At 69.2% G+C, this 24,895-nt stretch carries 19 protein-coding genes, 1 tRNA gene and 2 pseudogenes; 8 read left to right on the top strand and 14 right to left on the bottom strand.

Features of this window, described 5'->3' with window-relative positions; translation table 11 throughout:
- Positions 1 to 36: 36 nt before the first annotated feature.
- From GBA65_RS26105 to tadA, 5 genes and pseudogenes are all read right to left on the bottom strand, one after another.
- A pseudogene (locus GBA65_RS26105) lies at positions 37 to 1,202 on the bottom strand (glycosyltransferase family 87 protein).
- Between the two features lie 239 nt (positions 1,203 to 1,441).
- Positions 1,442 to 1,530, bottom strand: a tRNA-Ser gene (locus GBA65_RS04425).
- 155 nt (positions 1,531 to 1,685) lie between these two features.
- Positions 1,686 to 3,962, bottom strand: a complete 2,277-nt coding sequence (locus GBA65_RS04420) for a vitamin B12-dependent ribonucleotide reductase (RefSeq protein ID WP_166395550.1) — start codon at positions 3,960 to 3,962, stop codon at positions 1,686 to 1,688.
- Positions 3,963 to 4,100: 138 nt separating this feature from the next.
- Positions 4,101 to 4,559 (bottom strand): transcriptional regulator NrdR, encoded by a 459-nt coding sequence (nrdR, locus tag GBA65_RS04415; RefSeq protein WP_166395549.1) that lies wholly within the window; start codon positions 4,557 to 4,559, stop codon positions 4,101 to 4,103.
- A 318-nt stretch (positions 4,560 to 4,877) separates the two neighbouring features.
- The gene (gene tadA / locus GBA65_RS04410) at positions 4,878 to 5,417 is read right to left on the bottom strand and encodes a tRNA adenosine(34) deaminase TadA (RefSeq protein WP_166395548.1); all 540 of its coding nucleotides are present in this window, start codon (positions 5,415 to 5,417) and stop codon (positions 4,878 to 4,880) included.
- A gap of 111 nt (positions 5,418 to 5,528) precedes the next feature.
- Between tadA and GBA65_RS04405 the strand changes: the two genes are divergently transcribed.
- The 3 genes from GBA65_RS04405 to GBA65_RS04395 all read left to right on the top strand — a co-directional run bounded on the left by GBA65_RS04405 (position 5,529) and on the right by GBA65_RS04395 (position 9,857).
- Positions 5,529 to 6,482, top strand: a complete 954-nt coding sequence (locus GBA65_RS04405; protein ID WP_228281676.1) for an AAA family ATPase — start codon at positions 5,529 to 5,531, stop codon at positions 6,480 to 6,482.
- Between the two features lie 23 nt (positions 6,483 to 6,505).
- The gene (locus GBA65_RS04400) at positions 6,506 to 7,513 is read left to right on the top strand and encodes a DUF58 domain-containing protein (protein WP_166395547.1); all 1,008 of its coding nucleotides are present in this window, start codon (positions 6,506 to 6,508) and stop codon (positions 7,511 to 7,513) included.
- Positions 7,514 to 7,658: 145 nt separating this feature from the next.
- Positions 7,659 to 9,857 (top strand): transglutaminase TgpA family protein, encoded by a 2,199-nt coding sequence (locus tag GBA65_RS04395; protein WP_166395546.1) that lies wholly within the window; start codon positions 7,659 to 7,661, stop codon positions 9,855 to 9,857.
- Between the two features lie 276 nt (positions 9,858 to 10,133).
- On the opposite strand, the gene GBA65_RS04390 is transcribed toward GBA65_RS04395, so the two are convergent.
- The 4 genes from GBA65_RS04390 to GBA65_RS04375 all read right to left on the bottom strand — a co-directional run bounded on the left by GBA65_RS04390 (position 10,134) and on the right by GBA65_RS04375 (position 13,781).
- Positions 10,134 to 11,540 carry a M23 family metallopeptidase gene (locus tag GBA65_RS04390; protein WP_166395545.1) on the bottom strand — a complete coding sequence of 469 codons (1,407 nt, stop codon included), beginning with the start codon at positions 11,538 to 11,540 and terminating at the stop codon, positions 10,134 to 10,136.
- 218 nt (positions 11,541 to 11,758) lie between these two features.
- Positions 11,759 to 12,484 carry an LPXTG cell wall anchor domain-containing protein gene (locus GBA65_RS04385; protein WP_166395544.1) on the bottom strand — a complete coding sequence of 242 codons (726 nt, stop codon included), beginning with the start codon at positions 12,482 to 12,484 and terminating at the stop codon, positions 11,759 to 11,761.
- A gap of 82 nt (positions 12,485 to 12,566) precedes the next feature.
- Positions 12,567 to 13,292 (bottom strand): hypothetical protein, encoded by a 726-nt coding sequence (locus GBA65_RS04380; RefSeq protein WP_207956136.1) that lies wholly within the window; start codon positions 13,290 to 13,292, stop codon positions 12,567 to 12,569.
- A gap of 63 nt (positions 13,293 to 13,355) precedes the next feature.
- Complete coding sequence (locus GBA65_RS04375; protein WP_166395542.1) at positions 13,356 to 13,781, bottom strand: hypothetical protein; 426 nt, start codon at positions 13,779 to 13,781, stop codon at positions 13,356 to 13,358.
- Between the two features lie 735 nt (positions 13,782 to 14,516).
- Here GBA65_RS04375 and GBA65_RS04370 point away from each other — a divergent pair.
- Complete coding sequence (locus GBA65_RS04370) at positions 14,517 to 15,920, top strand: M23 family metallopeptidase (protein ID WP_166395541.1); 1,404 nt, start codon at positions 14,517 to 14,519, stop codon at positions 15,918 to 15,920.
- Between the two features lie 113 nt (positions 15,921 to 16,033).
- On the opposite strand, the gene GBA65_RS04365 is transcribed toward GBA65_RS04370, so the two are convergent.
- Genes GBA65_RS04365 through argC form a run of 5 tightly spaced genes read right to left on the bottom strand, consistent with a single transcriptional unit; the run spans position 16,034 to position 20,349 of the window.
- On the bottom strand, positions 16,034 to 16,624 hold the full coding sequence (locus GBA65_RS04365; protein WP_166395540.1) for an O-acetyl-ADP-ribose deacetylase: 591 nt from the start codon (positions 16,622 to 16,624) through the stop codon (positions 16,034 to 16,036).
- A 38-nt stretch (positions 16,625 to 16,662) separates the two neighbouring features.
- The gene (locus GBA65_RS04360; protein WP_228281673.1) at positions 16,663 to 17,883 is read right to left on the bottom strand and encodes an argininosuccinate synthase; all 1,221 of its coding nucleotides are present in this window, start codon (positions 17,881 to 17,883) and stop codon (positions 16,663 to 16,665) included.
- A gap of 31 nt (positions 17,884 to 17,914) precedes the next feature.
- Entirely contained in the window at positions 17,915 to 18,778 is an 864-nt protein-coding gene (locus tag GBA65_RS22765; protein WP_207956135.1) for a GNAT family N-acetyltransferase, read from the bottom strand.
- 36 nt (positions 18,779 to 18,814) lie between these two features.
- Complete coding sequence (locus GBA65_RS04345; RefSeq protein ID WP_166395539.1) at positions 18,815 to 19,294, bottom strand: arginine repressor; 480 nt, start codon at positions 19,292 to 19,294, stop codon at positions 18,815 to 18,817.
- A 14-nt stretch (positions 19,295 to 19,308) separates the two neighbouring features.
- The gene (gene argC / locus GBA65_RS04340; protein ID WP_166395538.1) at positions 19,309 to 20,349 is read right to left on the bottom strand and encodes an N-acetyl-gamma-glutamyl-phosphate reductase; all 1,041 of its coding nucleotides are present in this window, start codon (positions 20,347 to 20,349) and stop codon (positions 19,309 to 19,311) included.
- Between the two features lie 117 nt (positions 20,350 to 20,466).
- On the opposite strand from argC, the gene argJ reads away from it, so the two are divergent.
- From argJ to argF, 4 genes and pseudogenes are all read left to right on the top strand, one after another.
- Complete coding sequence (gene argJ, locus GBA65_RS04335; protein WP_228281671.1) at positions 20,467 to 21,663, top strand: bifunctional glutamate N-acetyltransferase/amino-acid acetyltransferase ArgJ; 1,197 nt, start codon at positions 20,467 to 20,469, stop codon at positions 21,661 to 21,663.
- Positions 21,660 to 22,442 (top strand): acetylglutamate kinase, encoded by a 783-nt coding sequence (argB, locus tag GBA65_RS04330; RefSeq protein WP_166395537.1) that lies wholly within the window; start codon positions 21,660 to 21,662, stop codon positions 22,440 to 22,442. Before argJ ends, argB begins: the two co-directional genes overlap by 4 nt.
- Positions 22,439 to 23,527 (top strand): annotated as a pseudogene (locus GBA65_RS26100) (aspartate aminotransferase family protein); the annotation flags it as partial. The gene argB and the pseudogene GBA65_RS26100, both read left to right, overlap by 4 nt.
- Positions 23,528 to 23,719: 192 nt before the next feature.
- Entirely contained in the window at positions 23,720 to 24,646 is a 927-nt protein-coding gene (gene argF / locus GBA65_RS26095; RefSeq protein ID WP_166398330.1) for an ornithine carbamoyltransferase, read from the top strand.
- The last annotated feature ends 249 nt before the right edge of the window (positions 24,647 to 24,895 follow it).

Below are 24,895 nucleotides of genomic sequence, written 5' to 3'. Positions count from 1 at the left end.
CTCCGCGGGTGTACACCAGCCCTTCTTCCGGCTTTACTACCCGCTCCCGGCGCAACGATGCGCCAGCGTCCTGCGGGCGGGCGTGATGCGGCCGGCTCTTCTACCCCCGCGCCGTCTCGAAGGCGCCCCGGCTTTCGGGACACCGCTCGTCTCGGCGGCCCTGTGGTGCGTCAGAAAGGCGAGCCAGTGCGCGAGGAGGACGTAGAGGTAAGACGTGAGCGCGAGCGTCGAGATCACGGGGCCGACGGTCTCCCCGAGGGGGGCACCCTCCTGCCAGAGCAGGGGCCACTGCGGCGGCAGAAGCTGGAGGGCGACGAGCAGCACCGCGACGGCCGTCCGGCCGCGGGCCAGGAGGAGCAGCACGCCCGGCGCGAGCAGGAGGAGGTAGTTGTTCCAGGCGATGGGCGAGGCGAGGAGCGCGGCCGCGACGATCGCCCAGAGCCCGGCCTCCGGGTCCCGCCGCACGGCGTAGGCGGTCACGAGGACGAGGACCAGTCCGACGAAGCCGAAGAGCCCGACCGCCCACGGCAGCTCCGCGAGCGGTCGGCCGAACTCGTGCTCCGTGAAGAGCCGGGCCGCCGCCGCGGGCAGCGAGGCGTTGTCCCAGTACGGGCTCAGGGGCTCGTCCCTCAGGAGGTCTATCCACCGCAGCGTCGCCCCCGGCCCGAGGACGACCACCCCGACGAGCGTCGCCGCGGCCCCGAGACGACGGCCGCCACGCAAGCGCCCCACCGCCGCCTTACGACGGGCCACAGAAGCACCGGCGCGAGCGACGGCTTGAGCGCGACCACGAGCCCGAGCGCCGCCCCCGAGGCGAGGGGACGGCCCCGCCGGTCCAGCGCCCACGCCGCCACGAGCCCCAGGCACAGGATCGGGTACATCTGACCGAGCGCGAGCGTCGCGAGGTGCGGCGAGGAGACGAGCAGCGCCACGAGCACGAGGGAGCCCACGAGCGGGTTCGCCCTCCACGGCCTCAACTCGGCCGCCATCCACAGGAGGGACGCCGCCATGAGCACGGCCGTGAGCGCCGCGAAGAGGCGGAAGGCCGATAGGGGCTCCAGGAGAGCGAACGGCGCGACGAGCAGGACCCACAACGGCGGGTTGAGGTTCACGAGCTCGGCTCCCGTCTCGTACACGTCCCGCCCTTCGAGGAGCGCCCTGGAGGAGAGCCAGAACGTGTCGAAGTCCGCGTGGATCGGCATGAGGGGCGTGTAGATCCTCTCAAGCGTCATGCCGAGGTAGAAGTAGTCCACAACCGCCGACGCGACCAGGACGACGGCGGCCAGCGCGTAGAACAGCACAGACGAAAGCCCCCTAAGGGCCAAGGCGACCGTTCCCTATCTCACGAACCCTGCGCGGAGAAAACACAGCCGGAGCCTACACGATATAGGTGCCGAATAGAAACGAACCCGTGACAGGGAAAGGGGGACATCGCCGGGGGCGGAGAGGGGGGGTTCGAACCCCCGATGCCGGGGTTACCGACATAACGGTTTTCGAGACCGCCGCATTCAACCGCTCTGCCACCTCTCCGCGCGAGAGTATAACGCCTCCCCCCTATCTCTCCAAACCCCGGGCCGCCACGAACGCGGGACGCAGGAGGGGAAGTCTCGGGGCCGCTCGGCTAGGGGTACGAAAAAGGGGCGGACCCCGTAAGGCCCGCCCCGGAAAGCTCTACTATGCCGCGTCTAGCTGCACTTGGAGTAGCCGCAGGAGTGGCAGACGACGCAGCCCTCCTGCATGGTGAGGCCGCCGGAGCACTCCGGGCAGGCCCCGATGATCGGCAGCTCGCGCTCCTTCGCGGCGGCAGCACCATCCTCGATCAGGTAGTGCTCGGCCATCGCCTTGGCCACGCCGTCAGGGACGGAGAGGACGGCGTTCGGGCCGAAGCCGGCCGGGTGGCCGTCCTGGATGCCGCGGAGCTGGTTGACGATCTCGGCAGGCTGGGCGCCGTGGGTCATGGCCAGCGAGATCATGCGCCCGAGGGCGTCGGAGAAGGCCGCCGCGGTGCCGCCGGGCTTGCCGAGGATGACGAAGCACTCGCGCGGTCCGAACTCGTCGTCGTTCATCGAGACGTAGAGCGGGCCGTGGCCGGTCTGTATCTTCTTCGTGACGCCGGAGAGGGTCCTGGGCCTGCCGTTGCGCGCCTCGGCGAGCGAGACGTGCTTGACCTCGACCTCGGTCCCCGGCTGCACCCCGACCCGCGTCTTGCCGGTCGAGAGGACCTGGGCGTCGCGCGAGCCGTCGCGGTAGACCGCGATCCCCTTGCAGCCCGTGGCGAAGGCCTGGCGGTAGGCGTCCTCGACGTCCTGCGTGGTCGCGTCGTTGGGGAGGTTGATGGTCTTGGAGATCCCCATCGAGGTGTGCTTCTGGAACGAGGCCTGCATCTTCACGTGCCACTCGGAGCTTATGTCGTGGGACGTGACCCAGGTGCTCCGGACGTCCTCGGGGACCTCGGGGATGTCGCGCACGCTGCCGTGCTCGGCGACCTTCTTCATCAGGTCCTCGGAGTAGAAGCCGCGAGCCTTCGCGAGCCTCACGAACTCGGGGTTCACGTCGGGAAGCTCCATGTCCGCCTGGCGGCGCATGAACGCCACGGCGAACAACGGCTCGATGCCGCCCGAGCAGCCCGCGATGATGGAGATGGTCCCGGTCGGCGCGATCGTGGTGACGGTCGCGTTGCGCACCCGGTCGCCCCGGGCCTCGTGGCGGGAGCCCTCGAAGTGGGGCATCACGCCGCGCTCCTCGGCGAGCGAGCGGCTCGCCTCCCACGCCTCGTCGTCGACGAACTTCATCATCTTCTCCGCGAAGGCGAGGCCCTCCTCGGAGTCGTAGGTGATGCCGAGCTTGATGAGGACGTCGGCGAAGCCCATCACCCCGAGCCCGATGCGGCGGTTGCCGCGGCTCATCTCGTCGATCTCGGCGAGCGGGTAGCTGTTCATCTCGATCACGTTGTCCAGAAAGCGGACCGCCGTGTGGATCGTCTCCCGAAGCTCGTCCCAGTCGACCGTCCCCTCGCCGGGCCTCTCGCCCTCGACGAAGAAGCGCTCGAGGTTGATGCTCCCGAGGTTGCACGAGTCGTAGGGGGGCAGGTGCGCCTCCGAGCACGGGTTCGTCGACTCTATGGGGAACTGCGGCGTTGGGTTGTCGCCGTTGATCCTGTCTATAAACACGACCCCCGGCTCGCCGTTGAGCCACGCCCCCGCAACGATCTTCTCGAACAGGTCGCGCGCCCGGACGGTCCTCATGACCTCGCCGTCACGCGGGTTGACCAGATCGAAGTCCGTGTCGCCCTCGACGGCCTCCATGAAGGCGTCGGTGATCGCGACGGAGATGTTGAAGTTGTTGACCTTGTCGTTCTCGCGCTTGCACTCGATAAACTCTTCGATGTCCGGGTGGTCGACCCTGAGGATGCCCATGTTCGCCCCGCGGCGCGTGCCGCCCTGCTTTATGTGCTCGGTCGACGCGTCGAAGACGGCCATGAAAGAGACCGGACCCGAGGAGACGCCCATCGTGCTCTTCACGAGGTCGTTCTTCGGGCGCAGGCGGGAGAAGCCGAAGCCCGTGCCGCCGCCGGACTTGTGGATGACGGCCTGGTGCTTGAGGGTGTCGTAGATCCCGTCTATAGAGTCCTCGACCGGCAGGACGAAGCACGCCGAGAGCTGCTGCAGCTCGCGACCGGCGTTCATCAGGGTCGGCGAGTTCGGCATGAACTTCCGCGAGAGCATCATCCGGAGGAACTTCTCCTTCGACCCCTCGTAGAGCCTCTTGGCCTCCTCGCCCTCCCTGAACCGGAACTCGCCCTCGGCGATGTTCGACGCCACGCGCCGGAACATGTCGATGGGCTCCTCGATCGCCTCGCCCGCCTCGTTCTTCTTCAGGTAGCGCTTCTTGAGGACCGCGACCGCGTTCTCCGAGAGCTCGAAGACCTCGTCCCGAGCCTGCCTATCTCGCCCTATCTCCATCCCTCTTTTTTCCTCCCTTATTTCTCTCTTAATTCTACTGGCCCCAACACGAATCCCAACGCTCTGTTGGGACCCGAGATGTGTAACAAACGCGCGCCCTCACCCCGGACGCCGCGGGGGTCTCCCCCCGGTCTGGTGCTACCTGCCGGAGCCGGCGAGCCTGACGAGCTCGCTCCGGAACTGATCCACGTCGGTGTACTGCCGGTACACGGAGGCGAACCGGAGGTACGAAACCATATCAGTCTTTCTGAGACGCGCCAGCGCCATGTCGCCGAGGCGCCTGGACGTAACCTCGTGGCGGCGCCTCTCCCGAAGGTCGGCCTCGATCTCGTCGACCATGAACTCGATCTCCTCCTCGGAGACCTGCCGCTTGGCGCAAGCCTTGGCGAGCCCGGCCTGGAGCTTCAGCCTGTCGAAACCCTCCCGCGAGCCGTCCCTCTTTATGACCATCAACCGCAAGGGCTCCCGACGCTCGTAGGTGGTGAACCGCTTCTCGCAAGAGAGGCACTCACGCCGCCTACGGATCGCGTCCTTCCCCTCGGAGAGCCGCGAGTCTATGACCCTCGTATCCTCGTTGTCACAGTACGGACACTGCACCTCAGACCCCCACAACCTCAACACTACATCTGGTACCGCGGCAAAGTAGCACACCAGATTTTCGGACCGCAACAGGGGCTACATAACCGTTAACAAGAGGTTAATGTGACCATTATCGGCCGGGAAGCCGATTCCTATGGGATGTTCGCGCCGGCGACGCCACGGCAAACTTTTTCAGAATTTTTTTCGCAAGGGCGGCGAAAAGCGGAATTTCCAGCAAATCACGCACCTTCATTGTCAGGTCGAGACCAAAGCCTCTACTACCCGTTCACCGTAAGAATGAAATTCTTGTCTGACTAAACCTGTACTTCAAGTTTACTACTGCTCGGGCTCTGCGTTCGCCTCCGGGGGCCGTCTGCGGCGGGCGCGGCGCTCTTTGAAGAAGGTGCGGAGGAGGGAGGCGGCCTCGTCTTCGAGGAGGCCGCGCTCGACGGGGTAGACGTGGTTGAGGCGGGCGTCGGAGGGGAGGTCGTAGAGGGTGCCGGCGGCTCCTGCCTTGGGGTCGGGGGCGGCGAAGACGAGCCGGCCGATGCGGGAGGCGTGGAGGGCGCCGGCGCACATCGGGCAGGGCTCGAGGGTCGCGTAGAGGGTGCAGCCCGTGAGGCGCCAGCCGTCGAGGGAGAGGGCGGCGCGGCGGAGGGCGAGGAGCTCCGCGTGGGCGGTCGGGTCATTCGTGGTCTCACGCTCGTTGTGGGCGGAGGAGACGACCTCGGTCCCACGGGCCACGACGGCGCCGACGGGGACCTCCCCCTTCCCGGCGGCGAGGCGCGCCTCTTTCAGGGCGAGGCGCATCATCGCCAGGTCGGTCTCGTGGGGGGTGGGGTCTCTCGACTCCCCCGGTTTAAGGTTTTGGGGCATGGGTCCGATAATAGCCCAACGTCGCGGCGCGGAGGGCGCGCCGCCGCGGGCGCCCGGGTTGGTGTTTTCGGGGCGTGCGTCGTCTCGTGTTCCAGGCTTATTGGAGGGATCGTGCAGGGTAGCCGGGTGGAGAGCCTCGTGGAGGTGCGGGAGATATTTAGCCGGTTGCGCGGTTCCATCCGCGGGGTCGTGGTCGGGAAGGACAGGGTCGTGGACCTCTGTCTGATCTCGCTTCTCGCCGGGGGCCACGTGCTGCTGACGGACATCCCCGGGGTGGGCAAGACGACGCTCGCTCGCGCCATATCGTCCTCCATAGCGGCGGACTTCTCGCGCATACAGTTCACCCCGGACCTGCTACCCAGCGACATCACCGGGACCAGCGTCTACGACCCCAGGGAGGCCGTCTTCAAGTGGCTCGCGGGGCCCGTCTTCGCGCCGGTGTTGCTGGCCGACGAGATCAACCGCGCCACCCCCCGCACCCAGAGCGCGCTCCTGGAGGCGATGGCCGAGGGGCAGGTGACGGTGGAGGGCGAGACGCGCGAGCTGCCCGAGCCGTTCTTCGTCGTCGCGACGCAGAACCCGCACCAGTTCCACGGGACGTATCCCCTGCCCGAGGGGCAGCTCGACCGCTTCATGGTCGCCACGACGATGGGCTACCCGGAGCGCAGGGCCGAGCTCGGCATCGTGCGGGCGCAGGTCGAGCGGAGGCCGCTGGACGAGATCCGCCCGGTCGTCAGCGTAAGGGAGGTGGCGGTGGCCCGGGAGATCGTGCGCAAGGTCCAGGTCCACGAGGAGGTCCTGGGCTACGCGGTCGCGCTCGCCGGGGCGACCCGCAACCACCCGGCGGTCTCTCTTGGGGTCTCGCCGCGCGGGACCATCGCCCTCATCCGGGCGGCCCAGGCGCGGGCGGCGACGAAGGGTCGGGACTTCGTCGGGCCCGAGGACGTCAAGGAGCTTGCCCCGGACGCGCTGCCGCACAGGATCTCCGTCCGCGGCGGCTCCTCCGGCGCGAGCGCCGAGGCCGTGGTCGCCGAGGCCCTCGAATCCGTCCCCTCGCCGGCGTAGCCCGGGGCTCCGGGAACCGTCTTATGAAGAGGCTGCGCAAGCCGATCTTCGCCGCCGTCCTCGGCGTCGTGCTCTACCTGATCGCGACGACCGCCGGGGCCGGCTGGCTCTACGTGGTCTCGGCGACGATCGCCGCCGTCGTCGCCGTCTCCGCGCTCGTCCCCCTGTGGAACGTCCGCGGCATAGAGGTCTCCCGAAGGGCCCCGGTGGTCGCCACCGCGGGCGAGCCCTTCGAGTGCTCGCTGGAGCTGAAGAACACCGGCCGACTCGCCCGGCACCTCCTGGAGGTCGTGGACGGCTTCGCCGGTGACGTGGGACGCGGCGTGGCCGTGCGCCTCGCGCGCGGGGGGACGGAGGTGGTCCGCTACCGGGTCACCCCGCGCCGGGGCATCTACACCGGGGGCGAGGCGACGGTCGAGTCCGGGGCGCCGTTCGGGATGTTCTTCGCCCGCCGCAAGTCGCGGGTCGCGTCGAGCATCGTGGTGTACCCGAGGACCTGGGCGGTCGCGGGGCTCCCGCCGTCGTCCTCCCTGGACGCCGAGCGCAAGGACCAGAGCGAGGCCCCGACGCTCCGCCGGGGCTTAGGGGGCGAGTTCTGGGGCATCCGCGAGTACCGCACCGGGGACCCGGCGCGCCTGATCGCCTGGAAGAAGAGCGCCCGCGGGCTCGCGGCGGGGAAGCTCGCGGTCCTCGAGCTCGCCGAGGAGACCCATCCCCCCTCGTCGTCGCGATGCACCTCGACCCGAGGGCCCCGAGGGAGGCGCGCGAGGCCGTCGTCTCGGCCGGGGCCTCCCTCCTCCTCTACGGGCTGCGCGAGGGCAGGGAGGTTCGCGCGGACGCCGGCCCCAGCGGCTCCCGTTCCCGGAAGACCCCGACCCCGACAAGGTCCTGACGTGGTGCGCCGGCCTCGACGCGAGCAGGCCCCGGACCCCGAGGGGGCGAGCGTCGAGGTGCGCCCGTCCGTGAAGAGGACCGCGGGGGCAGGCCGCGCCCCTCCGAGCCGCCCGACGTCTCCGAGGCGCAGACCGTAGTCCTGGTCTCGTGCCACGAGCTAGCCGGCGAGGGAGGCCCCTGGATGACGCCGGATGAGGAGGACGCGTTCGCGAGGGCGACCGAGGCGGGGGGCCGCCATGTCACGAGGCTCGGCAGGGACGTCGAGGAACCGTGGAGGATCTCGTGAAGTTGGAGCTACCGAACTTCAAGCTGCCTCGGGCCCCGAAGCGCAAGCCCGAGGACTCGGTCGAGCTCCGGGCTTGGGTGCTGGCGGCGGTCCTCGTCGGAGAGGTCGCCGTGCTGACCAGCGGGTACTTCGGCCCCGCGACCGGGGTGCTCGTCCCGCTGCTCACGATCGTCGCCTTCGCCGTCTCGTACAACCGCAGGCGCGAGAAGAACTACGTCATAAAAGCGATGCTGGCCGTCTTCGCGCTGGCGCTTCTGGCCGTCTTCTTCAGGGAGGCCCTCAGCTCGCTCTACGACACGCGGGTGCCGCTCGCGCGGCTCTTTTTGTGGATACAGGTCATCCACGCCTTCGACCTCCCGGCCAGAAAAGACGTCACGTACTCGCTCCTTAGCGGCCTGATCCTCATAGCCGTCGGCGCCGTGCTCTCGACGAGCCTGTGGTACGGGCTCTTTATAGTGGCGTTTCTCTTCTGCGCCTCGGGGGCCCTGACCCAGATGCACCTCTCCGAGGCGCGCGAGAGGGCGGGGCTACCGGCGGCCCCGAGCCGGGGGTTGCTGAGGGGGATCGTGCTGCCCGGCACGCTCGCGATCGTCGCGGTCGGTTTCCTGTGCTTCTCCCTCCTGCCGCAGAAGCAGGGGATGAACCTCACGATGATGCCCACGAGCTTCTTCCAGCAGGTCCAGGCGGACTTCTCGGGGGGCGTGCAGAACTCGAGCTACGACCAGGCAGGGGATCCGTTCGCGGGGCCGCCGCAGGCCATAGCCCCCGACTCGTACCACGGCTTCAACCCGTACATGGACCTACGCTCGCGCGGGAGGCTCTCGGACGAGGTCGTCATGAAGGTCAAGAGCCAGGAGCCGACGCCGTACCGGGGGGTGGTCTTCGACGAGTACAACGGGAAGGGGTGGGAGATCTCCACGGGCGACGACGAGGGCTCCCTGGAGACGCTCCGCTCCGAAGGCCCGCGCTACGACCTCTTCGCCGCCCAAAACACCGAGCCCAGGCAGGGCCAGTCGAGGCAGGTCGCCCAGGTCTTCTACGTGGAGAAGGACTCCTCCAACGTCATCTTCGGCGCCTTCCAGCCCGAGACGCTGTACTTCCCGGCGAGCGGAATCAAGGTGGACCCGTACAACTCCCTGCGCGCCCCCTACGAGATCCCCGAGGGCTCGACGTACTCCGTGATCTCGCAGGTCCCGAACGCCTCCCCGGACGAGCTCCGCGCGGCCGGAACGAACTACCCGGGATTCGTCACGGACCGCTACCTCGGGCTCCCGGCGAGCGGCGGGGAGCGCACCCGCGAGCTCGCCCGCGAGCTCACGCAGGACGCCTCCAACCCCTACGACGCGGTGGTCGCCATGAACGAGCACCTGAAGAACAACTACCCATACGACCTCTCGATCCCGCCTCAGCGCGAGAACATGGACGCCGTCGAGTACTTTCTCTTCGAGGAGAGGCGCGGCTACTGCGAGCAGTTCAGCTCGTCTCTCGCGGTCATGGCGCGTTCCCTGGGCATCCCCGCCCGCATAGCGACGGGCTACGTCTCGGGCGAGTACAACCCGTTCACGGGCCTCTACGAGGTGAAGGCCTCCGACGCCCACGCCTGGGTCGAGGTGTACTTCCCCGGCCACGGCTGGTCCACGTTCGACCCCACCCCCGGCTTCGACTCGACGCCGTGGGAGTACCACGAGCAGGGCAACCTCCAGGGGAGCAAGGCCCTCTCCTTCGTCGCCGCCAAGGCCGGCGAGGCGCTCGGCCCCGTCCTCAGGCCCGCGGGCTCCCTCATCCGGGGCGTGGCGGGCCTCGACCCGGCCAGCATCGTCGTCGCGGGCCTCCTGCTCGGCGGCGCCTCCGTCGCCGCCGTCTACGGGCGCCGCTTCCTCAAGAAAAAGCTCCGCAAGCCGGCCCCGAGGCGCTCGGTAAAAGTCTCGGACGCCCGGCTGTACAGCCGCTACGGGGCGATCTCCGCGGCCTTCGAGGAGGCGGGCATCGTCCGCGAGGGACACGAGACGCCCGAGGAGTACGCCAGGAGGGCGGCCGAAGCCTCCGGGGAGCCGGGGGTGGCGCGGCTGGGGGAGATCTACCTCCACGCCCGCTTCCGCAACGCCGTCCCCGCGGAGCTCGTCGAAGAGTTCGACCGCCTGGAGCCCACGGCGCTGAAGGCCGCCGAGAAGCTCAGGGAGGCGAGCAAGGTCTGAGCCCCACGCCGTCGTACGGTCCGTGGCGCCCGACCGGACGGAACGACCAAGGCTCGCCGCCAAACGAGAGCTTCTACGCGGCGACCGTCTCCGGACGGCGAGATCTCCCAAACCAGGAGCGGGGAGGAGAGCGGGAGCGCAAGAGCATCCCGCCTTCCTCGGAAGGCGCAGAGCCCCGCCACGCCTTCAGCGGCGTCGCGGGGCTCTGCGCTGCTCGTCCAGGTCGTGGCGCCGAGATCGTTGGCCTCTCTTGCGGCGCCCTCCCCCGTCCAGCGTCTAGTTGCTGATGCGATCCCCCTGGGTCAGCTGCGTCGAGGTCTTTGACCAGCCGAACTGGTAGACGCCGGGTCCGGTCCCCGCGGCGGTGCCCACGTAGTGGTGGTAGATCGCCTGCAGGCCCTGGCCGCCGTAGGGCGAGCCGTCGGTCTTGAAGCCGGGGTAGCGGTAGAAGGCCTGATGCAGGTGCGGCTCGCCCACGGGGATGCTCGGGTCCCCCGTGTCCCCGGCGTAGCCGATCACGGTGTCTGCGGTGACCGCGGCGCCCGGGCGGATACCGGCGGCGAGGCTGTCGAGGTGGGCGGACATGCTCACGTACTTGCCGTTCGAGGACCTGATGACGACGAAGATGCCGTAGTTTGCGTGCGACGTGTTGCGACCCGCGAACGTGACGGTCCCACCGGAGAAGGGCGAGAAGACGTAGTCGCCCCGGTCGAGGGGGTAGTCGATGGCGAACTTGTCGTTGGTGTAGTAGGTGGAGGCGCATCGGCCGTAGCCGAGGGAGCCATGGGTGTACTGCCCCCAGTAGTTGGGACGGCCGAGCACGGTGAAACCGGTGGCGATGCCGTTGGCGCTCCTGTTGGCCCCGTAGCCGTGCTGGGTCTGGTAGAAGAAGGTGCTCGCCGACCTCCAGCAGCCCTCCTCGATCTGGGACTCGCCGTACACCGGTACCGACGACGCGGCGAGCGCCGCGGCCCCGAACGTCGAGGCCGAGGGGGCGTCCGTCGTCCCCGCCGCGGCGGCCCGGCGCGCCTCGAGCTCCCTCTTCGAGGGCTCCGGGTTGCCCCTGCCATAATGGGACTCGGCCTTCTTCCCGTCCTTCAGGCCGAGCGAGTCGATCGACTTCGAAGGCCTCTCGAACCTCAGGCTCGAGAGCAGCTTCTCGTCCTCGGCGTTCAGGGTCTCGCCGTACAGGTTGATCTGGTAGACCGAGCCGTTCTCCTCGGCGTACACCTCCACGGACGGGGTGCTCCCCGGGATCGGACCGAGAGCGACGCCCCGAAGCCCCTCCTCCCCGACCGCGACGTCCTTGCGCTCGATCTTCAGATCCGGGTGGGCGGAGATCCTCGCCCGCACCCTCTCGTCTACCCCACCGGCCCCGACGTCGTAGACCCGGGCGACGCGAGCCGCGGGCGTGCCGCCGTGATCTTCCTCCGCCCCGGAGTCAGGACGCCAAAGGGTGTAGCCGTAGGTCCCATCATAGGAGTAGCGCTCGTGCTCGACGTGCCACCCCGCTGGGTGCGACACCGACGCCCCGACCGCGGCGTCTCGGGCGCGCTCGGTTCCGCCGGGCTCTCCGGCGGCCTCGCGGGAAGCCGCCCCTATCATCAGCAGCGCCATCAGCGCGGCGGCGAGCATCGCGCAGGCGTACCGGCCCGGGGTCCGGGCCCTACCTCTCGTGTTCATTCGCGTTACTCCTTTTTGCGCCTGCATGTTTTAGTGTCCTTCTGAGACCCCGCGCCGTACCCCTCATAAAGGACGGCGCAGCCCGCAGCAGTCGGGACCGGGTTCAGGCGGCACGAACCCGAAGATCCAGGGGTCGACGCATCCCGCAGAAGACTCTGAGTAAAGACGGGGGAGCAGGAGAAGCCCAATCCCCCGTCCGGCGGAGCAAGAGCTCCAGGTTACGCTTGGCGCCTCCGAGCGGCGGTCGCGAGGACGCCGAGGCCAATCAGGAGCGCACCGGCCGCCGGGGCAGGGGACAGCGGGGCTCCACCCGTGGCCGGTAACTGCTTCGGGGTAGCGGCCGGTAGCGGCGCCGGCGAGGCGGGAGACGCGGTTTCTGCGACGTCCGGCTCCGCCGGCTGGAAGACGGGGCTGTCGGCGCCCGGCGGCGGCGTGACGGGGGCCACCTCGACGCCGGGGTACGGCGACGCCTCGTCCCGGTACTGCTCGGGCGGCTCCTCCACGGAGAGCGGGGGCTCCTCGACGAACAGCTCGTTGCAGGCGACGCCGTCGCCGTCCGCGTCCAGGTCGCTCGCGCCGGCGTCGAGGGCGGCCTGGGCCTCGGCCCGGGAACCGAAGTCCTCGCAGTCCGGATCGTCGTCTCGCGGGGCCGGTGCGGCGGCGACGTCGGTTACGGAGCCCGTCCCGTCTTCGAAGGCGACCTCGCCGCTCGATGACGCCTCGAACTCGCAGGCGACGCCGTCGCCGTCGGGGTCCAGGCCGTTGGGGTCCGCCGGGTCGGCGTCGAGGATGGCCCGGGCCTCGGCCTGCGCCTCCTCGGGGCTGGATCCTGGAGCCCCGAGCTGCGAACAGTCCAGGTCGGTCCCCTGTTGGGCCAGGGCCGCCGGCGCGAGCGCCAGGATGGCCGCCGCGCAGAGCGCGAACAGGAGCGCTAGTCTTCTCATGGTTCTCCCTTCCGGGTTCTTGGCCGCTCCCGCCGAGAAGATCCCGGCGGGAGCGGCGCGTGTTCGGCTTGTGGGGGTAGGCTCAGCCCTCGGAAGTCCCGCGGCGGCGCCACGCGGCTACGCCAACCGCGCCGGGGCCCGCGAGACCGCCCGCGAGGACGAGGAGCAACCAGGGGTCGAGACCGCCGTCGGAGTGGGTAGAGGCGCGCGCCGCCTCGACTACCTCCTCGTTGGCGGCGAAGCTCTCCAGCTCCTCCTCGCAGGCGAGGCCGTTCCCGTCCTCGTCCAGCCCGTTCGGGTCGGCCTCGTCGCGCAGCAGGATCATCTGCGCCTCCTGCTGGTACTCGAAGTCGGCGCAGTCGAGCTTGGCCTTCGACTTCGCGGCGGCGACGGGCGTCCGGTCGCTGGCGCCGTCCTCGTAGGGGACGGGGACGATCTGGCAGGCAACACCGCTGTTGTCGAGGTCCAGCCCGTCGGGGTCGGACGGCTTGGCCTTGAGCTTGGCCTGGGCCGCTTCCTGGGACGGGAAGTCTATGCAGTCGAGGTCCCCGCCGGTCTTGGCGGCCAGTTTTGTCCCGTCTTCGGCCTTCCCGTCCGGCCCGATCTCGCAGGCCTTGCCGTCGCCGTCGTCGTCGAGCTTGGAGTCGTCCTCCGGCCCGAGCAGGGCCTGCGCCCCCGTCCGCGTCGCGAAGTCGGCGCAGTCGAACACGTCTTCTTCGGCGCCGTGTTGCTGGGCCAGGGCCGCCGGCGCGAGCGCCGCCACGGCCATCGCGCCGAGCGCGAACATCAGCAGCAATCGTTTCATCATTCCTCCTCCGGGCACGACGGTCGCCACGCCCTCTCGGTTCGGTCCGCGTGGTCCATCGGACGTCTAGTAAACGTCGACCTTGGGGTAGTAGGAGGCGTTGTAGGAGGGTGCCCCCTCGTAGTGCGCGAACCCCCTGGAGTGCGCGCGTTCGTGCGCGTACACCCTGGACCAGCCGGCGGAGGTGGCGCCGAGACGGTTCATGTCGCAGGTGTCGTAGTAGATGTAATGGACCAGGGGCCCGTACCAGGCCTGGTAGTCGTAGTAGTACCTGTCGAGGCCGACCTGGCCGTCGTAGCAGGTGCCCACGAGGCCGTTGTACTCCGGGACGTACTTGTTCGAGTCCGGCCCCCCGTGTCCCCCTCCCGTCGACGCGCCGCTGCCGAACTGGTAGTCGGCCTTCGCCTCGCTCTGAGCGCCGACCAGCAGGCCCGCGCATAACGCGAGAACCGCTAGAAACCGCACCGCCCTGCAATGAACCACGCCGCTCAAGTCCTCTCTCCCTTCTCTCGTTCGCCGTCGCTGTGGTCGCGCCTGTCCGTCTCCAAACACCCTCCCTTCTCCTCCTTCGGGTCTGGAGGCCATCTCGCCGGGAGCACCGACCTCGGAGCCCGACGGGGTTTTCTTGCGACAACAGCATTCTGTTTCTGCGCCACGAAAGTTACGTCGTGCTCAAAGGATGAATAAGTCGGGGCAGGGCGCGGAGCGCGCGTCTACGCTCCAGGGGCCGCGCGTGAGCAGCCACCGTGTCCCCCGGCCCGTCGCATCTCGGCCCTCGCGGGAGGGCCGGTCGGTGGTCTTACCGTCAGAAGGATTCGGGGGACGTGGGGCAGGAGGAGCAGAACCGAGCGTCGAGCACGGTCGCCCCCGCAACACACTAGATGCGGGCACCAGGCAGGGTGGGACACTACTTTTGGGGCTTAGCGGGTTCGCGGACCCTTTCGATCTGGGTTCATCTTTGTTAAGATCCTCAAGCAACAAGGCTGTCATGCTGTGGCGTATCGCGCCTTTGACCGCCGTTGCGTGCAGGGGGTGTTCGGCGAGCTTCGGGGCGGGATCCGGGTGAAGATCCCGCAGAACCGGGGGCTAGTCCGCCGGCGGGTCTCGCGAGACGGCAGGGGTCGTTTGAGTTTCTCGAGTTCCCGGCCGATAACAGTTGTATAGAGAGCTCAACTTTCCGGAGGGGGAAAATTGCGCACCAAGGCATTGCTCTTGTTGGCGGTTTGTATGGCGGTGGTCATTGGGGCGGAGATGCCCGGTGCAGGCGTGGAGGCGGAGCGGGATCCGAACGCTACGCGCATCAAGAAGACGTTGGGCGACGAGATCGGCGCCTCGATCTCGCACCCCGCCGAGTTGCGGCTCGAGCGCGAGCGCTACACCATCGATGATACTCAGGGTTACACGTTGTGGCAGCCCGAAGAGAAAGCTACGACGGAGCACGGCGGGACGCCGGTGGTGCGCGTGGCGCTGGCTTACGACATGAAGCCGGGCCAGATAAAGTCCGCCGTCCGGGACAGGCTCGACGAGCTCTCCGACGTCCCTGTCAAGCGCCAGTACGTAACGGTTGGCAAGAAGAAGTACAAGGGAGTAGCGGTCGGCCCGATCCCGGGCAGCACGCCATCTATCGAGGTCTACGTCCCGGTCCAGAACAGGGTGTACCAGATCAACCTGTACGAGGAGAAGCTGGACGCCGAGGGCAAGGAGTTGCTCGCGGGGCTCGAGTTCGCCCCCCCGTCACGCTCGACCCGCTCCTTGCGGGGGCTGCCGGACGGCGACAGAGCCCAGACCTTCCAGCAGCAGGGTGACAAGCCGCTCGTCGAGCGAGAGCTGAAGGCGCGCGAGGCGACGGACGAGGCCGCGAGCCGAAAGACGGCGCAGGAGGGGTCTTCCGAGCCTGTACGCAACCTGGCGGCAACGGCGCAACCTACCCCGGTCTACGAGGAGTACATGATCGGTGAGGGCTGCTGGAGGGCGAGGAGCACCTTCTCTGTCCAGACGCAGCATGGCGCTTATGCCAACGGGACCGGCTGGACCCGGTTGGGTATACCGAACTACTGGGGACAGTACACGCACGGCAACCTCGGCTACGGTCGATGTTCCTCGACGTACTACACGAACGACAAGTTCGCCATCGACTACCCCTTGAGGAAGGGGGACGTGCTCTTCTCGCCCTTCGCGAGCGGTACGGTGACCTTCGCCGGTCGAAACAACAGCCACAAAAACTACGGCATCTTCGTCGTCATCCGCTCCGACAACGGCAAGTACGTGAGCATGTCCGCGCATCTCAACGGGCTTGCCCGGGGCATCTACAGGGGCGCGAGGGTGACCAACACGAGCATCATAGGTTTCGCGGGCGACTCGGGCGACCCGAGCATCCCCGTGGGCGAGCCGCACCTGCACCAGGCCTTCTACCGCTACCCCTACTTCCTCTCGGACGGCTCCCCATATGGCGGAAAGGGGCTACAGGTCCTCTACCACCGCTTCACCGGCACCGCGGCGAAGAAGATAGGCCAACCCGTGGACCCCAACCCCTACTACAACGTCTACTACTTCGGCGCGGTCAAGCCGGACTATCAGGCGACCTGCCGCGAGGGGATAGTGTGCGGCGAGGGGTACAGGGTCAGCAACTGAGGGCGATGCCCTCGGGCGGCAACGCCCAGCAAGAGGACCGGTCCCGTTCGGGGCCGGTCCTCGTCGAGATCGGAACCGGAGGCGTCGTGCGTTCTCACCTCCGGCGAGCTCGTTCAATGCCTCGGAAGCACCCGCTCGAACGCCTCCTCGAACGCCTCCATCGTGCGGCGGTCGAAGAGGACGAAGCGGACGAGCTCCAGCCCGTGCCTTTCGTTCTCTAGAAACTCCACGATGGCTTGCAGCGCGACTTCCGCGGCATCTTGTACCGGGTAGCCGTAGGCGCCGGTGGAGAGCGAGGGGAAGGCGACGCTCTCGAGGCCGTGCTCGGCGGCGAGGCGAAGGCTGTTGCGGTAGGCGCTCGCGAGCAGGTGCTCCTCGCCGGAGGCGCCGCCCCGGTACACGGGTCCGACGGCGTGGATGACGTGGCGGGCTTTGAGTTCGCCCCCGGTGGTGATGCGAGCCTCGCCCGTAGGGCAGCCGCCGAGCCTCCGGCACTCCTCCATGATCCGCGGGCCCCCGGCGCGGTGGATCGCGCCGTCCACCCCTCCCCCGCCGGCCAGCCTCGCGTTGGCCGCGTTCACGATGGCGTCCGTCTCTTGATCCGTGATGTCCCCCTGGACCAGCTCCAGGACGGCGCCCCGAACTCGGCCCTCATGCCCGAGCCCCCGGGGCCGGAGACGGGGGAGACCGTGCCTCGCATTCACGTCGTGATCTCCTCGCACCCTACGCTCCCGTCGCGCGGCTACTTCGCGGCCGGGCTCTCCTTGACCTCGATGCCGCCGTTGACGCCGGCCCACTGGCGGGCCGGGAGGCCCCACAGGGCGATGAAGCCGGCGGCGGCGGCCTCGTCGAAGGTGCTGTTGGGGTCGTAGGTGGCGAGCTCCTTGTTGTACAGGGCGTGGGGGGCTGTGCGCCCGACGACGGTCGAGGAACCCTTGTAGAGCTTGAGCCGGACGCTGCCGGTGACGGTCCCCTGGGTCTCGGCGACGAAGGCGTCGAGGGCGGTCTTGAGGGGGGTGAACCAGAGGCCCTCGTAGGTGAGCTCGGCGTAGCGCTGCTCGACGGTCGCCTTGAAGCGGAGGACGTCCTTCGTGAGGGTCATCGTCTCGAGCTCCTTGTGGGCCTGGACGAGGGTCAGGGCGGCGGGGCACTCGTAGATCTCGCGGCTCTTTATGCCGACGAGCCTGTCCTCGATCATGTCGAGCCTCCCGACCCCGTGGGTCCCGGCGACGACGTTGAGCTCCGCGATCAGCTCGGCGAGCGGGAGGGCGTCCCCGTCGAGGCTGACCGGCAGGCCCTCCTCGAAGCCGATCGTCACGTACCGGGGCTCGTTCGGGCCTCTTCCGGAGAGGTGGTCATCTCGTAGACGTCCGGGTGGGCTCGTGGTCGGGTCTTCGAGGGGCCGGCCTCGATGGAGCGGCCGAAGAGGTTCTCGTCGACGCTGTAGGGGATTCCCTGGTGACGGGACGGGGATGCCGTGCTCCTCGGCGTAGGCCATCTCCTCCGGGCGGCTCATGTTCCAGTCGCGCACCGGGGCCACGACGGTAAGGTCCGGGGCGATGGAGGCGGTGGTTACGTCGAAGCGCACCTGATCGTTCCCCTTCCCCGTCGAGCCGTGCGCGATGTGCGTCGCCCCGACCTCGCGCGCCACCTCGACCATCTTCTTCGCGATGAGCGGACGCCCGAGCGCCGTGAAGAGGGGATACTTGCCCCCGTAGAGGGCGTTCGCCTTTATGGCGGGTCCGACGTACTCCTCGGCGAACTCCTTCTTCGCGTCCCGCACGAACGCGTCGGCCGCCCCGATCTTCAGCGCCTTGGCCTTCACGTCCACGGCCGGCTCGCCCTGCCCGAGGTCCAGGTAAAGGGCGTACGGCTCCGCCCCCTGCCGCTCGAACCACTTCAGGCACACGGAGGTGTCGAGCCCCCCGGAGTACGCGAGCACTACCTTTTTGCCTTCTAGCATGTCTCCTCCGGATTCTTCGATGGTACGGAACTCATAGAACCTCGTGCCCCCGCTCGCGCAGAACGGACGCGGCGTGATCCAGAACCTCTTCACGCACGAGCACGTAGTCGGTGTCGTAGGTCGAGAGGGCGAAGATGCTCACCCCGGCTTCGGCCAGGGGCGCCGCGACCGACGCCAGGACGCCCACCGCCGAGAAAGGGAACGGACCCTCCAGCCGGAGGACGCGCCAGCCGCCTTCGTGCTTCACGCCGGCGGGCACGTTCTCCTCCGGGCAGACGACCGAGAGCTCGTCGGGAGTACGGGTCACGGAGAAGAGGCCCGACCCCGTCGCCCAACCCGGGACGCCGGAGGCGGGATCCAGCCGGCACACCGCCACGCGCCCGTCGAGCTTCTTCAGCTCGAGAGAACGCGCCTGCTCCCGTTCTCCCGTGCGCGACAACTCGGCCCTCATCGCCCACGAGGGATGCGCGAAGCCGATCTCCGCGACCCTGACGAAGCCGTTCTTTTCGTAGAGCCGCACGGCCGCCGTGTTGTTCCGCCGCACGCTCAAGCTGACGGCGTCGAACCCCTCGGCCCTGGCCGCGTCCATGATGGCGGGGAGCAGGGCGCCGCCGACGCCCCTCCCGCGACGGTCGGGGACCACCCCCATCGCTATCTCCGGCGTCGAGGCGTCGACGAAGCCGTATCCGGGTCTCTCCGGGGTCATCAGACGGTACCAGGCGGCCCCTATCCTCCGGCCGCTCTCGGGGTCGAGGGCGACCACGGCGGCGTCTCCGGGCCGTCCCCAGCCTTCGAGGTAGAGGGAGATGGCGGGGTCCGAGATGTCGCTGTGGCCGGAGGCCTCGTAGAGCATCTCGCGCAGAAACCCCAGGTCTTCGGGGTTACCGGGCCTCACGCGGCAGGGCGCCGCTGTTCCGCTCGCTCCGACCAACTACTCGATGGTGCCCGCGGGGCGGGTACGAGCGCGGCAGACGTCGGCGATCAGGCCGGCGACCTCCTCGGCCGCCGCGTTGTCGGGCGAGACCGCGAAGACCGTGTCGAGGCCCGCGACGGTACCCACGATCTTGAGCCCCTTCACCCGATCCAGGACGTTCGCGACTGCGCCCGCGGTCCCGTCGCGGGTGTGGACGACGACGGTGTTCTGGGCGGCGGTCACGCGCAGCACGAAGCTCGGCAGCACCTCGATGCCGGCCATGTTCGACTCGTGGGGGAGCGCGAGGTAGCGGCCGCCGACCTTCAAGACCCCGAGCTCGGCGAGGTCGCGGCTCACCGTGCCCTGCGCGACCTCCACCCCGACCCCCGCGAGCGCCTCGACGACGTCCCCCTGGGTCCCTAGAGGCTGCTCGGAGATGAGCCTGAGGATGAGGTTCTGGCGGGTGCCCTTGTCTACCCCTTCTTGCGTCTTTCCCATCTCGCCCTCCACGGCTATCTCAGGTACTCCAGCCCGGCCGTCTCCGCGTACCCGAGGGCCAGGTTCATGTTCTGGACGGCCGCCCCAGACGCCCCCTTCAAGAGGTTGTCCAGCGCCGAGAAGAGCACTAGCCTCCCGGCCCTCTCGTCCACCGCCACGGAGAGCCGCGCCCGGTTCGTCCCGACGACGTGCGAGATCTGTGGCACCTCCGGGCGCCCCTCGACGAACGCCCAGCCGTCGTAGTCCTCCGCGAACCACCCGAGGACGTCCCCGGCCCCGGGCAGCTCCGCCCCCTCCGGGAGGTCCACGTAGATCGTCTCGAGCTCCCCGCGCGAGATGGGCAGCAGGTGCGGCACGAACGTGACGTTCGGCGTCCCCGGCGCGAAGCGCCTGAGCATGGTCTCTATCTCCGGGGTGTGGCGGTGGCGCGGCGCCCCGCCGCTGACCCCGTACGGCGAGACGTTCTCGTTCGCGCTCACGAAGTGCGACTTCTGCGTCGGCTTCGCCCCGGCCCCGCTCACCCCGGAGAGGGCGTTCACGGAGACGGAGGAGACCGCGATCCGCTTCACCACCGGCGCGAGGGCGAGGATCGCCGCCGTCGGGTAACATCCCGGGTTCGCCACGAGCCGCCCGCCCTCCGGCGACCCGAAGACCTCCGGCAGCCCGTAGTGGGCCTCCTCTAGGAGCTCCGGCGCGGGGTGCGGCCCGTACCACTCCTCGTACATCGCCACGTCCGGCAGCCGGAAGTCCGCCGAAAGGTCCACGACGAGCCTCGTCCCGGCCGCGAGCAACTCCTTCACCAGCCCCGCGCTCTCCATGTGCGGGTAGGCGACGAACGCCACGTCCAGCGAGGAGCCGTCGATCTCACCCGCCTCCACGAACGTCTCGCGCACCGCGAGCTCGGGGTAGACGTCCCCCACGACCTTCCCCGCGTGCTGGCGCGAAGATACCTCTATCCCACCGACCTCCGGGTGCCCCGAGAGGAGCCTCAGAAGCTCCCCGCCCGTGTACCCGCTGCCACCGTAAACCGCTACCTTCAAGCCCATGCGCGCCATTACATCACCCCTCGGATATTTATTCAAGTTTCTGCATAAAACGCTTGACCCCCTCGTGCGCGCCTGCGACAATGCTGTCCGATGATGAATAAAAATACAGAAATCGGAATAAGCGCCGTGGAGGGCGGGGCCGCCGCGGCGAAGGGGTTCGTGGCGGCGGGGGTCGCATGCGGGGCGCGGTACGAGGGGAGGCGGGATCTCGGCCTCCTGTTCTCCGAGACGGCGGGCGGCACGGCGGCTTTCGTGTGCACCACGAACGTCTTGAAGGCGGCCCCGCTGCTCGTGACGCGGGAGGCCGTCGAGGGCGGAGGTGTCGTGCGGGCGGTCGTCGCGAACAGCGGCATCGCCAACGCGGCGACGGGCCGGAGGGGTTTGGAGGACGCGCGCCGGATGCAGGCGCTCGCCGCGAGGGAGCTCGGGATCGGGGCGGACGAAGTGGCGGTAGCCTCGACCGGGGTCATCGGGGAGCACTTGCCCATGGACCGCATCGAGGCCGGGATCAAGAGCGCCGCCGCGGACCTGGGCCCGGACGGTAAGGCGTTCGCCGAGGCCATACTGACGACCGACACGCGCACCAAGGAGGCCGCGGCGACGGCCGAGGTCGGCGGGGCGACGGTTACCGTCGGGGGGACGGCCAAGGGGAGCGGCATGATCCACCCGAACATGGCGACCATGCTCGCCTTCGTCACCACCGACGCGGCGGTCGAGGAGGGGTGCCTCCGGGAGGTCCTGAGCCGGGCCACGGAGCGGACCTTCAACCGCGTCACCGTGGACGGCGACACCTCCCCCAACGACATGGTCCTCCTCCTCGCCAACGGCGCCGCCGGCAACGAGAAGATCACGCGGGACTCCCCGGGCTACGAGGCGTTCGCGGCGGCCCTCGAACGGGTGATGCGGGAGCTGGCGAAGGAGATCGCGCGCGACGGCGAGGGCGCGACGAAGCTCGTCGAGGTCGTCGTCGAGGGGGCGAGGAGCGAGGAGTCGGCGGCGAGGCTCGCCAGATCGGTCGTCGGGAGCAGCCTCGTCAAGGCGGCGGCCCACGGCGAGGACGCGAACTGGGGGCGGGTCCTCACGGCGATGGGCTACTCCGGCGAGGGCTTCGACCCGGACGGGGTCGAGCTCTTCTTCGGTCCGGTGAAGGTCTTTGGGGGCGGGGCCCCCGCCCCGCACGACGCGGCGGAGGCGAACGCCGCCCTCGCCGCCGACGAGATCACCATCACGGCGCGGATGTCGGAGGGGGAAGCCTCGGCGGAGGCCTGGGGCTGCGACCTGACGTACGAGTACGTCAAGATCAACGGAAGTTACCGCTCGTGAGCGCGGCGATGAAGCCCTCGACGAGGCCGGTCGTCGTCAAGATCGGGGGCGGAGCGCTGGCGGGGGGGGCGCTCGAGGACCTGCCGGGCCTGCTCACGGGCGGCGTCCCCGTCGCGCTCGTGCACGGCGGCGGCAAGCAGCTCACCCGGATGCTCGACGCCCTCGGCATCCCGACGGAGTTTCGCGAGGGCCTCAGGGTGACGGACGAGAGGGCGATGGCCGTCGCGGAGATGGTCTTCGCGGGCGAGGTCAACAAGGGGCTCGTCCGCGAACTCTACGCCCTCGGGGTGCCGGCGGCCGGCATCTCGGGGACCGACGGCCCGACCTTGCGCGTCGCGCCCATCCCGAACCTCGGGCGCGTCGGGAGCGTAACAAAGGTCGACGGGAGCCTCGTGGAGGCGATGTGGGCCGGGGGGTTCGTGCCGGTGGTAGCTCCGGTCGGGCTCGGGCCCGAGGGGGCCTACAACGTCAACGCCGACTCGGCCGCGGCGGCGCTCGCCGTGGGCCTCGGGGCGGGGCACCTGTTCTTTCTGACGGACGTGGACGGGCTGCTCGCCGACGGGGAGGCCGTCCCCGCGCTCGCCCCCGAGGAGTGCGAGGGGTACGTCGAGAAGGGGCTCGCGGTCGGGGGGATGGTCCCGAAGCTCCGGGCGGCGGCCGAGGCCGCGCGCGGGGGCGTCGAGGCCAGGATCGTCAACGGCAACAGACAGGGCACGCTCGCGGGCGCTGTAGCCGGGGAGCCCATAGGAACTTTGATCTCGGAAGGAGTCGTCGCATGAACGTGCTTATGGAGACCTACAAGCGGATGAACATCGCCCCGAAGAGCGGACGCGGGTCCTGGCTCTTCGACGAGAGCGGCACTCGCTACCTGGACTTTATAGCGGGCATCGCGACAAACTCCCTGGGCCACGCCCACCCGGCGCTCGTAGGGGCGATCCAGGACCAGGCGGGGGAGCTGATGCACTGCTCCAACCTCTACGAGGAGCCCTTGCAGGCCGAGGTCGCCGGGATGCTCACCCGCTCCACGGCCTTCGATCGGGTCTTCTTCTGCAACTCCGGCGCCGAGGCCGTCGAGGGCGCCATAAAGCTCGCCCGCAAGCACGCGCACGAGACGCACGGCCCCGACAAGCACGAGGTCGTGACTTTCACCAAATCGTTCCACGGCCGCACCTACGGCGGCCTGACCGCCACGGCCCAGGAGGCCTACAAGACCGGCTTCGGCCCGATGCTCCCCGGCTTCGTCCACGCCCCCTTCGGCGACCTCGACGCGGCGCGGGAGGCCGTGGGGCCGCGGACCGCCGCGGTGCTCGTAGAGCCCGTGCAGGGCGAGGGCGGCATACACGAGGCGCCCGAGGGCTTCCTCGAAGGGCTGCGCGAGCTCTGCGACGAGCACGCCGCCCTCCTCGTCTTCGACGAGGTCCAGACCGGGGCGGGGCGGACCGGTCACCTGTACGCCTACCAGGGGACGCCGGTCGTCCCGGACGTGCTCACGAGCGCGAAGGGACTAGGAGGCGGCTTCCCCGTGGGGGCCATCCTCGCGAAGGAGGAGTGCGCGGCGCTCTCCCCCGGCGACCACGGCTCGACCTTCGGCGGCAACCCGCTCGCGATGGCGGCGGTGAAGGCCGTGCTCGAGGTCGTCGACGACCCCGCCTTTCTGGAGGAGGTGCGGTTCAAGGGCAACATCCTGAAGAACGCCCTCGCCACCCTCGCGGGCGCGGTGCCGGGCGCGGAGGTTCGCGGCGCGGGGCTCTTGCTCGGGCTCGACCTCGGCGACGCCGCCCTTGCGAAGGAGGTCTTCGAGCGGTGCGTCGAGGCCGGGGTGCTCGTCAACGTGGTCGGGGGGACGACGGTCAGGCTCGCGCCGCCCCTCACCGTGACGCGCTGCGAGATCCGCCAGGCCCTCGATGCTCTGCGCGGCGCCGTCGGTGCCGCCGTCGGCGGGGGACCACGGTCGCCGGGACCTCGGCCCTCCCCTCCGCCGGGGCGTCCGCCGCCCGGCCGCAGCCGGCCGTGGCCTAGAGGGCGGGCCTTGTACCCGACGCAGCAGGACAGCCCCCTGGATCCCTCGCCCCTCGCCGGGCGCGACTGCCTGACGCTGGCGGAGTTCGGCCCGGAGGAGGTGCGGCTGATCCTGGATCAGGCGGTCCGGCTCAAGTCCCTGCGCAAGAGCCGCATCCCGTTCAGGGCGCTCTTCGGTAAGACGCTCGCGATGGTCTTCCAGAAGCCCTCCAACAGGACCCGCGTCTCGTTCGAGGTCGGCATGTACCAGCTCGGCGGCCACGCCCTGCACATAAGCCCCGAGGAGATCCAGATAGGGAAGCGCGAGACCCCGTCCGACACCGGACGCGTCCTCGCCCGCTACATCGACGCCATCATGGTCCGGACCTTCGACCACGACGACCTCGCCGAGCTCGCGCGCGCCGCCGACGTCCCCGTAATCAACGGCCTCTCCGACCTCCACCACCCCTGCCAGGCCCTCGCCGACCTCCTGACGATCCGCGAGGAGGTCGGGGAGATCGAGGGCACGAAGGTCGCCTACGTCGGCGACGGCAACAACGTCGCCCACTCCCTCGCCATCGGCTGCGCCCTCACCGGCGCCGAGCTCACCATCGCCCACCCCAAAGGCCACGCCCCCGACGAGAAGGTCATGGAACTCGCCTCCTCTCTCGGCACCCCGACGGCCCTCACGGAGGACCCCGAGGAGGCCGTCGAGGGCTCCCGGGTCGTCTACACGGACGTCTGGGCGAGCATGGGCCAGGAGGCCGAGGCCGAGGAGCGCAAGGAGGAGTTCGCCCCGTACCAGGTGAACGAGGGTCTCATGGCCCGCGCGGCGAGCGACGCCATCTTCCTCCACTGCCTCCCCGCCCACAGGGGCGAGGAGGTGACGGCCGGCGTCATAGACGGGCCGAGGAGCCGCGTCTTCGACCAGGCCGAGAACAGGATGCACGCCCAGAAGGCGCTCCTGTACCTGCTGATGGGCTAAGCGCCGAGCTCAAGCTGTTCGGTGTCTTCCCAATCTACGAGGGCCTCTTAGATTCCAGAGGCCGTGACCGTATGTCCCTTCTCGAAGCGCTTCATCCCTGCCGCGTTCTCCTCGGACCCCAAGCGACCACGAAGTACGTCTCGTCGCTCCCGGTCCGGGCAGATCATGGCCGCGATCAAGGGTAGAGGGGCTACTGTTTCGCAAGACCTTTGCTCCGGCACGGACCAGGACGAGCCGCCCCACCGCGTT

Source organism: Rubrobacter marinus (assembly GCF_011492965.1).
In the GTDB taxonomy this organism is placed as follows: domain Bacteria; phylum Actinomycetota; class Rubrobacteria; order Rubrobacterales; family Rubrobacteraceae; genus Rubrobacter_F; species Rubrobacter_F marinus.
Note: the sequence above shows the minus strand (reverse complement) of the source record. Positions and strands in the feature narration are given on the sequence as shown.